Consider the following 12551-nt stretch of genomic DNA (forward strand, 5'->3'; position numbering starts at 1 on the left):
CCGGACAACGGCAGTAAAGGAGAAAAAATGAACGCAATCCGAACTTTCCAAAACCACACTCCCGAAATCCACGAAACCTGCATGATAGACGGAACGTGCGTCATTATCGGAGAGGTGTCGCTTGCCGATGATGTTTCCGTATGGCCGTATGCCGTATTGCGCGGCGATGTGAACAGCATTACCGTCGGTGCGCGCAGCAATATACAGGATGGCAGCGTTTTGCACGTTTCCCATAAAACCGCTGCCAAACCCGAAGGGTCGCCGCTCATTATCGGAGAAGATGTAACTGTCGGACACAAGGCCATGTTGCACGGCTGCCGTATCGGCAACCGAGTCTTGGTCGGCATGGGGACGACGGTTCTGGACGATGCCGTTATTGAAGATGACGTGATGATTGGGGCGGGCAGCCTCGTGCCTCCGCGCAAACGTTTGGAGGGCGGCTATCTTTATGTCGGTTCGCCAGTCAAACAGGTGCGCGTGTTGACCGATGAGGAAAAAGCCTTTTTGAAGTATTCCGCCGCGCATTATGTAAGGCTGTCGCAACAATACCGACAAGCGGAATAAGATTTTGGGTTGAATAAACATGCCGTCTGAAATTTTGGGTTTCAGACGGCATGTTTGTTTTCTGTTACCTTACAGCTTCACCGAATGCTCGCGCGTTTCGTGGAACACGATGTCCGGCCAACGTTCTTGCGTGAGTCCCAGATTCACGCGGTTAGGCGCGAGGTAGGCGAAGCCGTCCTGTATATTGCTGCGCGCGCCGACGGTAATGCTGTTCACGTCGCCGCGCAACACGGCACACGGCCACACGGAAATATCTTCGGCAAGCGACACTTCGCCGATAATGACGCACGTTCCGTCTATCATACAGGTTTCGTGGATTTCGGGCGTGCGGTTTTGGAAAGTTCGGATTGCGTTCATTTTTCCTTCTTCGGTAAGGTATATATTGTTAAAGGATTTATTAAACATTCCCTCTGATTACTTTTAAAATTCTGCCTGTAATACCGACTCCGAATAATGTGATTATCGGGAATATCAGTTTATATATCAACTTATTGGACCTTAACAGCATAAACCTTATTAGATAATAGTGCGATGGAAAGCTTCTTTGGACGATTAAAAATGGAATGTTATTACGGTAAATGATTTGAGACGTTCTAACAACTGGAAAAAACGATTCATGAGTACATTCATTATTACAACCATGAGCGCATTCAGGGGAAACTAAAAGGACTGAGCTCTGTGAATTACAGAACTCAGTCCTTGAACTAAATCAGTCTAACTTTTGGGGTCAGATCATTTTACGGAGCTTTTTTTGTTGTGTGCTTTAAGCCATTTTTGCATTTGTTCAATTTCCGCTTGTTGTGCGTTAATAATATCCTCAGCAAGCTTACGCATCTCAGGATCCTTTCCATATTTTAATTCAACTTCCGCCATTTTTACTGCGCCAATATGGTGTGGCAGCATACCTGCTGCAAAAGCAACATCAGGATCTTTATATTGCGCAGCTGCCATCATGTCTTGATGCATTTGATTCATACCTTGCATTAATTCTTGTTGCATTGCAGAACCTGTCGACATTTGCATATTCATGTGTGCTTGATGCGGTTGTTCATTAGCGTGGGCATGAATTGAAACTGCAGCAGCGCTAAGTGTGATAAAAGTCATAAGTTTTTTCATGTTTTTCGCCTATGTAATAGCTGAATAAGTACAAATTATAAACCTTGACCTAAGGTTAAGGTCAACATTTGTTCCGAAAATGTTTGGTGAGGTGCTAAAAGCTAAAATAAGACAATATTTGAGCTGCGTTACGGATTTATGTTGCTGCTGTGCCTGACCATTGGAAAGTTTGCTTGGGATTTATTGGGTTGATATCGAATGAAAAAAAGGCCGTCTGAATGTTTCAGACGGCCTTTGTGTTTTACAGTTTGACCGAATGTTCGCGCGTTTCGTGGAACACGATGTCCGGCCAACGTTCTTGCGTCAGCCCCAAATTCACGCGGTTGGGGGCGAGGTAGGCGAGGTTGCCGCCCGCGTCGATGGCGAGGTTGCCTGCGTTGGCTTTTTCAAATTCCGCCAGTTTTTTCTTGTCGTCGCACGATACCCAGCGCGCCGACCAGATGGATGCGCTGTCGAACACGGCTTCCACGCCGTATTCGTTGGCGAGGCGCGAGGTTACGACCTCAAACTGCAACACGCCGACCGCGCCCAAAATCAAATCCGCGCCGCTCATCGGTTTGAACACCTGTACCGCGCCTTCTTCGCCGAGTTGTTGCAAACCTTTTTGCAGTTGCTTGATTTTCAGTGGATTTTTGATGCGGACGCTGCGGAACAGTTCTGGCGCGAAGAAAGGGATGCCGGTAAATGCCAGTTGTTCGCCTTCGGAGAAGCTGTCGCCGATTTGGATGTTGCCGTGGTTCGGGATGCCGATGATGTCGCCCGCGTAGGCTTCTTCCACCAGTTCGCGGTCGTGCGACATAAAGGTTACCACGCTGGAGGCGGCGATTTCGCGGTTGATGCGCAGGTGTTTCATCTTCATGCCGCGCTCGAATTTGCCGGAGCAGACGCGCAAGAAGGCGATACGGTCGCGGTGTTTCGGATCCATATTGGCTTGGATTTTAAAGATAAATCCGGAGAATTTCGGCTCGTCCGGCTCGACCATGCGTACGGTCGCGTCGCGCGGTTTCGGTGCGGGTGCCCAGTCAATCAATGAATTGAGGATTTCCTGAATACCGAAGTTGTTAATCGCCGAGCCGAAGAACACGGGCGTGAGTTCGCCGGCAAGGAATTCGTCGAGATTGAACTCGTTGGAAGCCGCCTGCACCAATTCGATTTCGTCGCGCAACTGCTGGATTTCCAGCGGAAAGCGTTGTTCCAGTTCGGGATTGTCGATGCCTTTGATGATGTCGAACTCGTGCGGCAGGCGTTCGCCGCCCGCTTCAAAGAGATAGATTTCGTCGTTCAGGATGTGGTACACGCCCTTGAAGTTTTTGCCCATACCGATCGGCCAGGTAACGGGTGCGCAGCGGATTTGTAGGATGTTTTCCACTTCGTCCAGCAATTCCAAAGAATCGCGCACTTCTCGGTCGTATTTGTTCATAAACGTAACAATCGGCGTATCGCGCAGGCGGCAGACGTTCAAGAGCTTGATGGTTTGCGCTTCCACGCCTTTTGCTGCGTCGATAACCATCAATGCGCTGTCCACGGCGGTCAAAACGCGGTAGGTGTCTTCGGAGAAGTCTTGGTGTCCCGGCGTGTCCAAGAGGTTGACGGTGTGGTCTTTATAGTCGAACTGCATCACGCTTGATGCCACGGAAATGCCGCGCTGCTTTTCGATGTCCATCCAGTCGGAGGTGGCGAATTTGCCGGTTTTCTTACCTTTTACCGTACCCGCACTCTGAATCGCGCCCGAAAACAGCAACAGCTTTTCGGTCAGCGTGGTTTTACCCGCGTCGGGGTGGGAGATGATGGCAAATGTGCGGCGGCGGCGCACTTGGTCGAGGATTTCTTGGGACATGGTTTTCTTTGCAAAAAGGTTCAGGCCGTTTTTCAGACGGCCCGGACAGTGTTTGAGACGGCGAAATTGTACAAAAAAATGCCTGATAATTCAATGTCGGAGGCGGTCAGTGCGTGCTGCTGTAAATCTCTTTTTCGTCTTTCAGGACGGCATCGGCGGTTTCCCACGCGCTGCCGTTCCAGACTTTGTAAAAGCAGCTTTCGCGCCCGGTGTGGCAGGCGATGCCGCCGTTTTGGGCGATGAGCATCACAATGGCGTCGCCGTCGCAGTCGAGGCACAGTTCGCGGACTTTTTGCGTGTGTCCCGACTCTTCGCCCTTCATCCATTGTTTTTGGCGCGAACGGCTGTAATAGTGGGCAAAGCCGGTTTCGACGGTTTTTTGCAGGGCTTCGGCGTTCATCCACGCCACCATTAAAACACGTTTGGTTTCGGCATCTTGGGCGATGGCGCAAACCAAACCTTTTTCGTCAAATTTGACGGCTTCAAGCAGGTTTTTATCCATATTTCCTTTCAGACGGCATAGTCGGGGCGGTCAGAGGCGGACTTCGATGCCGGCTTCGCGCATAGCGCGTTTGGCTTCGCGGATGGCGATTTCCCCGAAATGGAAAATGCCGGCGGCAAGTACGGCATCGGCTTTGCCTTCGGTTATGCCTTCAATCAGGTGCCGGACATTGCCGACCCCTCCGGAGGCGATGACGGGGATGTCGACGGCTTCGGCAACGGCGCGGGTCAGCGGCAGGTTGAAACCCTGTTTCGTCCCGTCCCTGTCCATACCGGTGAGCAGGATTTCGCCCGCGCCGCGTTTTTGCATTTCGACCGCCCATTCCACCGCATCCAAACCGGTCGGATTTCGCCCGCCGTGGGTAAAGATTTCCCAGCGTGTGTTTTCGGGGTTGACGGCTTTGGCATCGACGGCGGCGACGATGGCTTGCGAACCGAAAAATCCGGCGGCATCGTCAATCAGGTCGGGACGGGTAACGGCGGCGGTGTTGATGCTGACTTTGTCCGCGCCGGCATTGAGCAGGCGGCGGATGTCGGCAATGGTGCGTACGCCGCCGCCGACGGTCAGCGGGATGAAGACTTGTCCGGCAACTTCTTCGATGATGTGCAGGATGGTGTCGCGGTTGTCGGATGAGGCGGTGATGTCGAGGAAGGTCAATTCGTCCGCGCCTTCGCCGTTGTAGCGTTTGGCGGCTTCGACGGGGTCGCCCGCGTCGCGCAAACCGATGAAGTTCACGCCTTTGACGACGCGCCCGTCTTTTACGTCGAGACAGGGGATGATGCGTTTTGCCAGTGCCATAATCGGATGCCTTTAGTCGAGGGAATCTGCCAGTTGCTGCGCTTGGGCAAAATCGATGCTGCCCTCGTAAATCGCGCGGCCGGTAATCGCGCCTGCTACGCCACGTTTTTCGGCGGCACACAGGGCGCGGATGTCGTCCAAACCGGTCAGTCCGCCGGAGGCGATGACGGGAATGCGGACGGATTGGGCGAGTTTGACCGTCGCGTCGATGTTCACGCCGCTCATCATACCGTCGCGCCCGATGTCGGTGTAGATGATGCTGTTGACACCGTCGTCTTCAAAGCGTTTTGCCAAATCAATTACATGATGCCCGGTTACGGTTGCCCAGCCGTCGATGGCGGCCATACCGTCTTTGGCATCCAGCCCGACGATAATCCTGCCGGGGAAGGCTTTGCACGCCTCGCACACGAAGTCGGGGTTTTTGACTGCCGCCGTGCCGATAATCACGTCGTTCAGGCCCAAATCCAAATATTGTCCGATGGTTTTCAAATCGCGTATGCCGCCGCCGAGCTGTACGGGGATGTCTTTGGCGACGGCGGCGAGGATGTCTTTGATGGCGGGCAGGTTTTGCGGAACGCCGGCAAACGCGCCGTTCAAATCTACCAGATGCAGGCGGCGCGCGCCCTGTTTGAACCAGTGCAGCGCGGTTTCGGAGGGCGAATCGGAAAAGACGGTCGCCTCTTCCATCAGCCCTTGTTTCAGGCGGACGCAGCGTCCTTCTTTTAAATCGATGGCGGGTATCAGCAGCATAATTTTTCTCCTTGTTCGGGGGTGTGTCCGGCTTACCAGTTTAAAAAGTTTTTCAACATCGTCAGCCCGGCATCGTGGCTTTTTTCGGTGTGAAATTGCGTGGCGAATACGTTGTCTTTGCCGACGATGCAGGCAAACGGGGACGGGTAGTCGCTTTCGCCCAATATGGTTTCGGGATTTTCGGGGTCGAAATAGTAGCTGTGGACGAAGTAAAAACGCGTGTCTTGGGGGATGCCTTGAAAAAGCGGGTGGTTTTGGGTTTGGCGCACGGTGTTCCAGCCCATATGCGGGACTTTCAGACGGCATCCCTGCCGGTCGTGGAGGTCGCGGGCAAAGCGTCTGACTTTGCCGTCGAACCAGCCCAAGCCGTCGGTGTTTCCTTCTTCGCTGTGGTCGAATAAAAGTTGCGCGCCGACGCAGATTCCGAAAAAGGGTTTGTTTTTTAAGGCATCTTTGACTGCCTCGTCCAAGCCGCCGCGCTTCAGTGCCGCCATACAGTCGGGCATCGCGCCCTGCCCGGGAAAAATGACTTTGTCGGCGCGGGACACGCGGTCGGGGTCGCCGCTTAAAAAGATTTCGGTATTTTTTCCGGCAAGCTGCCCCGCCGTCCGGACGGATTTCAATACGGAATGCAGGTTGCCCATACCGTAATCGATAATGGCGGTTTGCATGGCTTCCTCCTCTTTTTTGCAATATGGCTGTGATTTTAACAAACAAATGTGCCGGGCTGATAAAAATGCCGTCTGAAAACGGGAATCTGTCTTCAGACGGCATAGGGTTCAAACCCGGAAAGCCGTTTGTCAGCCTTCCATTTGTTTTGCCTGAACGGCAGTCAGGGCGATGGTAAACACGATGTCTTCTACCAGTGCGCCGCGGGAGAGGTCGTTGACCGGTTTGCGCAGGCCTTGCAGCAGCGGGCCGACGCTTAAGACGTTGGCACTGCGTTGGACGGCTTTATAGGTGCAGTTGCCGGTGTTCAGGTCTGGGAAGACCAAAACGGTTGCCTGTCCTGCGACCGGGCTGCCCGGGGCTTTGGATTTGCCCACGCCCGGTACGGTTGCCGCGTCATATTGCAGCGGGCCGTCGATGGCGAGGTCGGGGCGTTTTTCTTGGGCAAGTTTGGTTGCTTCGATGACGGTATCGACATCGGGACCGCTGCCGGAGTTGACCGTAGAGTAGGAAATCATGGCCACTTTCGGGTCGATGCCGAAGGCTTTTGCGGAATCGGCAGACTGGATGGCGATGTCGGCAAGCTGTTGCGCAGTCGGGTTCGGATTAACCGCGCAGTCGCCGAAGACGAGGACTTGGTTGGGTAGCAGCATAAAGAATACGCTGGATACGAGGCTTGCACCCGGTGCGGTTTTAATCAGTTGCAAAGCAGGGCGGATGGTGTTGGCGGTCGTATGAACGGCACCGGATACCAGGCCATCCACATCGTTTTGCGCCATCATCATTGTACCGAGTACCACGGTGTCTTGCAGTTGTTTGCGCGCGTCTTCGGGTGTCAGGCCTTTGGATTTGCGCAGTTCGCACATCGGCTCGACGTATTGTTCGACCAATGAGGCGGGATCGACGATTTCCAAAGAGTTCGGCAGGCTGATGCCACGTTCTTTGGCAACGGCTTCAACTTCTTCGCGTTTGGCAAGCAGGACGCAGCGGGCAATGCCTTTTTCGTGACAGATGGCGGCGGCTTGGACGGTACGCGGTTCGGCACCTTCCGGCAGGACGATGCGTTTGTCGGCTTTGCGGGCGAAGTCGATCAGGTTGTAGCGGAATTGGGCGGGCGAAAGGCGTTTGGTTTGTCGGTTTGCCAGTACGGACAGGTCTTTGGGCGCGCTGCTTGAGCCGAAGAACGTCAAACCGGTTTTTTCGGCAGCCGCTTCGGCAACGGAGGCTGCCGCACCGTCGACAATAAAACCTTCCAATACGCCCGGCGCGGTGGCAAAGAACTGTTTGGCAAGGTTCAGCCGGTGCGCCAGTTCGTCTGCATCGGTGTTGTCGGAGCGGACGGCAAATACGGCGGCGGCATCCAAAGAGAGCGCCAGTTCGACGTTTTTGCCTGCAAGGTAGATTTTGTCGGCATCGGGTGCGATGCCTTCGATAATGAGGTTGTCGGCATCGAGTGCGGCGACTTTACCGACCGTCGCGTCAAACCAGTCGTCGCTTTTGCCTTGCGCCAACAGGGCTTCTGCTTGTGCGTCAAAGGCTTGGAAAATTTGTGCGTTCAAGGCTTTTGCAAATGATCGGGCGGCGGCGGATGCGTCAAGTCCGGCAGATACGGGTACGATGAGTACTTTTGCCATGATATATCCTTTCGTATGCTGCGGTGTGCGGCATGTATGTTGGAAGTGTTGTGATTTGAGGGGAAATGTCGGGATAGGCTATTTCCCGTCCGGTTTGCGGAAACAGGTATTTTCTGTTTTTGGGCGGCAGTCGGTCTTACGCTGCCGCGTGTTTCTATATTAACAAATAAATTATGTTTTCAACAAGATGAATATCGCCAGACATTGGCACGCCTTTCAGACGGCATGGTGTTTCCAAACTTACGGGGCAGGTTGTTCCGGGAAAAACAGTGCTTCTGAATTCAAGTAGATGCGTGTCTGTGTGCCGTCTGAAAAATCGGGTGCGTAGGGGGTATTCAGCGTCAGGATGGTTTGCTCGATTTTCAGGCGGATTTGGATGTGGCGTGCTTTGGGTATGGCGTTGAGGATGGTGGCGGATAATTCGGCAGCATGGGTGTTCGGGCAGTTGAAGCTGAATTGTTCCGGACGGATGAGCAGTGTGCCGCGTGTGCCTGCGGGTAAGGTGTTTCCGACGGGGAGCCTGCCTAATTCGGAGTCTGCCGTACCGTCGGCGTTGAGTGTGGCGGGCAGGGAGATACCTTCGCCGATAAACAGGGCTGTTTCAAGGTCGGCAGGTTGTCGGTACAGTTCGTGGGGGGCTGCAGTCTGGAGGATACGCCCCTGTTTCATGACGGCAATCCGGTCGGCGTATTGCAGGGCTTCTTCCCGGTCGTGGCTGACGAAAACGGCAGATTTGCCGTTGGCGCGCAGGGCAGCAATCATGTCTTCGCGAATCTGGCGGCGCAACTGTTCGTCCAGTGCGCTGAAGGGTTCGTCCAACAAAATCAGTTCGGGATCGGGGGCGAGGGCGCGGGCGAGGGCGACGCGCTGTTGCTGTCCGCCCGAAAGTTCGTGCGGATGACGGTTTGAGAGTTCGGAAATGCCGGTCAGGGTCATCATGGCTTCGATGCGTTGCCGCTCCTGCGCCGTCTTGCCTTTGCCGTTGCCCAGTCCGTAGGCGATGTTGCGGTAAACGGTCAGGTGGGGGAACAGTACGCCTTCTTGTACGACGTAACCCAAACGGCGTTCGCGGACGGGAAGGTTGGTATTTTCTGAATAGATTGTTCTTCCGTAAAGCGAGATTTCTCCGGAATCGGGCTGTTCAAAACCGGCAAGGCAGCGCAGCAGCGTGGTTTTGCCGCAACCTGATGCACCGATGACGAAGAGGATTTCCCCTTTGCCGAGTGTGAGCGAGATATTTTGCAGAACGGCATGGTTCTGGAAGTTTTTGGTCAGTTGGCGGATTTGGAGTGCGGGCGCGGTCATAGTCGGTCTTTCGCAGCAGTGTTATTTGAAGGCGTATTTTTTCAGTATGAATACGGGCAGGCCTGAAAACAGTACCAGCATAAGAGCATACGGGGTGGCGGCGGCATATTGTGCGTCTGACGTGTATTCCCAAACGGCGGTGGAGAGCGTGTGGACATCATCTGCGGTTAGCAGCAGGGTGGCGGTCAGCTCTTTCATCAGGTTGAGGAAGACGAGTGCGAATGCGGCGGTAATGCCGGGCAGGATGGACGGCAGCACCAACGTCCTGAAAATAAAGAAGTGTCCGCGCCCCAATGTTGCGCCGACCTGTTCCATGCCTTTGGGGAATTGTTCCAAGGAAGTCCTCAGGGTGGTTTGCGCCATCGGCAGGTAAAGCATGAAATAGGCAAGGACGACGACGATAAAGGTTTGGTAAACGGATGGTGCATAGTTGATGCTGAAATAAATCAGCGACAAGGCGATCACCAGGCCGGGTACGGCGTGCAGCAGGAAGGGCAGCCTGTCTATCCATACGGTCAGCAGGTTGCGGTAGCGTATGGATGCCCAAACGAGCGGCAGTGCACACAATATGGTCAATAATGCGCCGGCGGCGGATACGCCCATCGATCGGGCAAATGCATCGAATACGGATACGAGTTCAAATGTGCCGGACGAGCCGACCATCATCCAGCGGATAAGGATGCCGAATGGGATGACGATGCTTAAAACCAGCAGCGAGCCAAGAAAAAATACTGTGCAGATTTGCGCGGGCAGCTTCATCGTTTTGACCGGGTAGGGGCGGGCAACGCCTTTGCCGCTGTGATAGAGCTTGGTTTTTCCACGGAAAATGCTTTCTCCAAATACGACGATGCCGCACACTGCCATTAAAACGGCGGACAGCAGCGCGGCGGTGTTGTTGTCGAACGACATTTCGTATTCTTGGAAAATGGCGGTGGTAAAGGTTTGGTAGTTGAGTATCGATACCGCGCCAAATTCGACCAGCATATGCAGGGCAATCAGCAGGATGCTGCTGCCGATGGCAGGTTTGAGTTGGGGAAGTATGGCAGAAAAGAAAGTTTGCAGGCGGCTTTTACCCAAGGAAAGGCTGACTTCTTCAAACGACAGGCTGATGCGTTTGAGGGCTGCCTCGACCGGCAGGTAGGCGAGGGGAAAAGACGATAGGCTCATAATCATAACGGTTCCCCAAAATCCCTCCACGCGGAAAGTCAGGCTGATCCATGTAAAGCAACTGACAAATGCGGGTATGCATAAGGGTAGAGTAATTGCCGTCTGAAAAAAGGTTTTGCCGAAAAAGCGGTAACGTTGGAACAGGACGGCGCAGGTAATGCCCAAAACGATAGAAATCAGGGTAACGCCGAACATCAGCATCAGGGTGTTTCCCAGCAAATCAAACATGCGTGGGCGGAACAGCAGTTCGTAGGCGCGTGTTGCACCGACCTGCCACGAACGCATGGCGACATAAAGGAAAGGAAGGGTCAGCGGCAAGGCGATAAGCAGGATGATGGTGGTCAGCCATGAGGGTATTTTGTTGCGGGACATAAATCGGATTCGGATAGAAAACGGTCGGACAGCAGGGTTGTCCGACCGTTTGAACGGAAAAAGTTTATTTCAGACCTGCCTGTTCGAGGAGGCGGGTGGCATTTTCTTTGTCGGCAATGGTGGTTGCAGATACTTCAGGTGCTTCCAATTTGGCATAAGGTTCCATATTGAACGGGGAAGATACGCCGGCGTGCAGCGGATATTCTGCGCGGACGGAAGTCAAGACCTGCTGTCCTTGTTTGCCTGCGAGGAAGGCGACGAATTTTTGTGCTTCAGCTTTGTTCGGGGAAGATTTCAGCACAGCCGCGCCGGAATAGGTAACGAGTGCGCCGGGGTCTTTGTGGCGGACGAAGTTCAGGCGGGAATGGATGTTGTTCACGCCTTTTTCTTTGGCAAACGCATACCAGTAGTAGTTGTTGATGAGGGCGGCCGGCACTTCGCCGTTTTCGACGGCTTGGAGCGCGACAGTGTTTTTAGCATACAGTTTGCCGTTTTCTTTTAAGCCTTTGAGCCATTTCAGGGCGGCTGCTTCGCCTTTCAGTTTGACGATGGCGACAACCTGTTCCAAGAACGCGCCTGAAGTCGGCACATAACCGATACGGTCTTTCCATTTCGGCGTGGCGTAATTCAGGACGGATTTTTCCAAATCTTTTTCAGACAGTTTGCGGGTGTCGTAAACGACGACGCGCGAACGGCCACTCAGTGCCACCCAGTCTTTTTTGACGGCAACCGGCACGCCTTTGCGGCGTGTGTCGTTAATCGTTTTTGCGGGGAGGGTTTCTAAGAGGTTGGCTGCGGAAAGCGTAACCAGCGGGGGGATTTGTTCGGAATAGAATACGTCGGCGGGGCTTCGGCTGCCTTCTTCTTTGATTTGTCCGGCAAGCTGGTCGCTTTTGCCGCTGTTAATTTTTACTTTGATGCCGGTGGCTTGGGTAAAGGCATCGGCAAGTGCCTGCGTGGCTTCTTTGTGTTGGCCGTTGTACACGGTAATGTCTGCCAGCGCGGGGGTTGCGGCGGTCAGGGCTGCGGCAAGCAATGCGTATCGGATAGATGTTTTCATATCGATTTTCTCCTAATGAATGAGGGTGTATATCTTGTTAAGACATAACGGGGTGTAGTGTATTCCTTCTTTTTTATAAATGCAAATAATTATTTTTTAAATTTGTTGTTGTCCAATCCGGTTATTGTTTGTTCTGACTTGTATTTTTTTCCGTGCATCGTGCCCGTAAGGCGGAAGCGGCGGGTAATACGTGTCGGAATGTGGGTAAAGGCGGCATCTTGATTTGCCGGAATACTTGAGACCCCTTCCCTTTAAAATGCCGTCTGAACAGGGTTGCCGGAATAGTATTGCCATCCCAGCAGATACAGTTTGTCGGGGTCTTGCCAATATTGTTCATCCAGACTGTTCAGCAGTGAGGCGGTTTTGTTGTCGAGGTGTTGCGTTATATCCCACATTTCTTTCAGGTTTTTACCTTCCGATTGGAGGTGGCGGATTTCTTTGTCCAATGCGTCTGCCGCCCGATGGATCAGCATTGCGCTGTGTACCGCGCCGATTTTTTTCAGAACGGAACAAGTCTTTTCGGCGGCGGGAAAACCCCAGTTGCAGACAAATTGCAGTATGCCGCCGTTGCCGATGTCGGCTTCCGCCCGCCAAATTAAAACCAGCTCCTGTTCTCGTCCGTTCATGCTTTCGAGTTTGCCGTCATGCTGTTTAAAAAGTTTGTCCACCGCCTGCCACATCATCTGTTCGAAGCGGTCGGCTTGGGTATCCGTATCGGTCATAGTGTTCTTGCCTTTTAAGAATGCCGTCTGAACATTTCTTCAGACGGCATCGGGG

12 protein-coding genes and 3 pseudogenes are annotated in these 12551 nt (G+C 53.4%); 2 read left to right on the top strand and 13 right to left on the bottom strand.

Annotated features, from left to right (window positions below; translation table 11 throughout):
• Positions 1 to 27 precede the first annotated feature (27 nt).
• Positions 28 to 564 carry a gamma carbonic anhydrase family protein gene (locus tag Q9J80_RS00200; RefSeq protein WP_301673483.1) on the top strand — a complete coding sequence of 179 codons (537 nt, stop codon included), beginning with the start codon at positions 28 to 30 and terminating at the stop codon, positions 562 to 564.
• Between the two features lie 69 nt (positions 565 to 633).
• Here Q9J80_RS00200 and Q9J80_RS10940 read toward each other — a convergent pair.
• A pseudogene (locus Q9J80_RS10940) lies at positions 634 to 732 on the bottom strand (gamma carbonic anhydrase family protein); the annotation flags it as partial.
• Positions 733 to 735: 3 nt separating this feature from the next.
• A pseudogene (locus tag Q9J80_RS00205) lies at positions 736 to 921 on the bottom strand (gamma carbonic anhydrase family protein); the annotation flags it as partial.
• A gap of 159 nt (positions 922 to 1080) precedes the next feature.
• Here Q9J80_RS00205 and Q9J80_RS00210 point away from each other — a divergent pair.
• A pseudogene (locus Q9J80_RS00210) lies at positions 1081 to 1272 on the top strand (IS3 family transposase); the annotation flags it as partial.
• 24 nt (positions 1273 to 1296) lie between these two features.
• Here Q9J80_RS00210 and copM read toward each other — a convergent pair.
• The 11 genes from copM to Q9J80_RS00265 all read right to left on the bottom strand — a co-directional run bounded on the left by copM (position 1297) and on the right by Q9J80_RS00265 (position 12496).
• Entirely contained in the window at positions 1297 to 1680 is a 384-nt protein-coding gene (copM, locus tag Q9J80_RS00215) for a CopM family metallochaperone (RefSeq protein ID WP_003754005.1), read from the bottom strand.
• A gap of 241 nt (positions 1681 to 1921) precedes the next feature.
• Positions 1922 to 3517: a peptide chain release factor 3 gene (locus Q9J80_RS00220; RefSeq protein WP_301673484.1), complete on the bottom strand. Its 1596-nt coding sequence runs from the start codon at positions 3515 to 3517 to the stop codon at positions 1922 to 1924.
• A 106-nt stretch (positions 3518 to 3623) separates the two neighbouring features.
• On the bottom strand, positions 3624 to 4019 hold the full coding sequence (gene hisI, locus Q9J80_RS00225; protein ID WP_301673485.1) for a phosphoribosyl-AMP cyclohydrolase: 396 nt from the start codon (positions 4017 to 4019) through the stop codon (positions 3624 to 3626).
• 30 nt (positions 4020 to 4049) lie between these two features.
• Complete coding sequence (gene hisF, locus Q9J80_RS00230; protein WP_301673486.1) at positions 4050 to 4817, bottom strand: imidazole glycerol phosphate synthase subunit HisF; 768 nt, start codon at positions 4815 to 4817, stop codon at positions 4050 to 4052.
• A 12-nt stretch (positions 4818 to 4829) separates the two neighbouring features.
• The gene (gene hisA / locus Q9J80_RS00235; RefSeq protein WP_301673487.1) at positions 4830 to 5567 is read right to left on the bottom strand and encodes a 1-(5-phosphoribosyl)-5-[(5-phosphoribosylamino)methylideneamino]imidazole-4-carboxamide isomerase; all 738 of its coding nucleotides are present in this window, start codon (positions 5565 to 5567) and stop codon (positions 4830 to 4832) included.
• A gap of 32 nt (positions 5568 to 5599) precedes the next feature.
• The gene (gene hisH / locus Q9J80_RS00240) at positions 5600 to 6238 is read right to left on the bottom strand and encodes an imidazole glycerol phosphate synthase subunit HisH (RefSeq protein WP_301673488.1); all 639 of its coding nucleotides are present in this window, start codon (positions 6236 to 6238) and stop codon (positions 5600 to 5602) included.
• Between the two features lie 129 nt (positions 6239 to 6367).
• Positions 6368 to 7870, bottom strand: coding sequence for a phosphate acetyltransferase (pta, locus tag Q9J80_RS00245; protein ID WP_301673489.1), 1503 nt, complete (start codon positions 7868 to 7870; stop codon positions 6368 to 6370).
• A gap of 240 nt (positions 7871 to 8110) precedes the next feature.
• Complete coding sequence (locus tag Q9J80_RS00250) at positions 8111 to 9175, bottom strand: ABC transporter ATP-binding protein (RefSeq protein WP_301668359.1); 1065 nt, start codon at positions 9173 to 9175, stop codon at positions 8111 to 8113.
• A 21-nt stretch (positions 9176 to 9196) separates the two neighbouring features.
• The gene (locus tag Q9J80_RS00255) at positions 9197 to 10714 is read right to left on the bottom strand and encodes an ABC transporter permease (protein WP_301673490.1); all 1518 of its coding nucleotides are present in this window, start codon (positions 10712 to 10714) and stop codon (positions 9197 to 9199) included.
• Positions 10715 to 10778: 64 nt separating this feature from the next.
• Positions 10779 to 11774 (bottom strand): iron ABC transporter substrate-binding protein, encoded by a 996-nt coding sequence (locus Q9J80_RS00260; protein ID WP_301673491.1) that lies wholly within the window; start codon positions 11772 to 11774, stop codon positions 10779 to 10781.
• Positions 11775 to 12025: 251 nt separating this feature from the next.
• A complete protein-coding gene (locus tag Q9J80_RS00265) occupies positions 12026 to 12496 on the bottom strand; it encodes a DMP19 family protein (RefSeq protein WP_301673492.1) in 471 nt (156 codons plus the stop codon).
• Positions 12497 to 12551 lie beyond the last annotated feature (55 nt).

Source organism: Neisseria blantyrii (assembly GCF_962747855.1).
Taxonomy (GTDB): domain Bacteria; phylum Pseudomonadota; class Gammaproteobacteria; order Burkholderiales; family Neisseriaceae; genus Neisseria; species Neisseria viridiae.

Coding starts and splice junctions, on each gene's coding strand:
- Q9J80_RS00200 (WP_301673483.1), top strand. CDS start 28: ATGAACGCAATCCGAACTTTCCAAAACCACACTCCCGAAATCCACGAA.
- copM (WP_003754005.1), bottom strand. CDS start 1,680: ATGAAAAAACTTATGACTTTTATCACACTTAGCGCTGCTGCAGTTTCA.
- Q9J80_RS00220 (WP_301673484.1), bottom strand. CDS start 3,517: ATGTCCCAAGAAATCCTCGACCAAGTGCGCCGCCGCCGCACATTTGCC.
- hisI (WP_301673485.1), bottom strand. CDS start 4,019: ATGGATAAAAACCTGCTTGAAGCCGTCAAATTTGACGAAAAAGGTTTG.
- hisF (WP_301673486.1), bottom strand. CDS start 4,817: ATGGCACTGGCAAAACGCATCATCCCCTGTCTCGACGTAAAAGACGGG.
- hisA (WP_301673487.1), bottom strand. CDS start 5,567: ATGCTGCTGATACCCGCCATCGATTTAAAAGAAGGACGCTGCGTCCGC.
- hisH (WP_301673488.1), bottom strand. CDS start 6,238: ATGCAAACCGCCATTATCGATTACGGTATGGGCAACCTGCATTCCGTA.
- pta (WP_301673489.1), bottom strand. CDS start 7,870: ATGGCAAAAGTACTCATCGTACCCGTATCTGCCGGACTTGACGCATCC.
- Q9J80_RS00250 (WP_301668359.1), bottom strand. CDS start 9,175: ATGACCGCGCCCGCACTCCAAATCCGCCAACTGACCAAAAACTTCCAG.
- Q9J80_RS00255 (WP_301673490.1), bottom strand. CDS start 10,714: ATGTCCCGCAACAAAATACCCTCATGGCTGACCACCATCATCCTGCTT.
- Q9J80_RS00260 (WP_301673491.1), bottom strand. CDS start 11,774: ATGAAAACATCTATCCGATACGCATTGCTTGCCGCAGCCCTGACCGCC.
- Q9J80_RS00265 (WP_301673492.1), bottom strand. CDS start 12,496: ATGACCGATACGGATACCCAAGCCGACCGCTTCGAACAGATGATGTGG.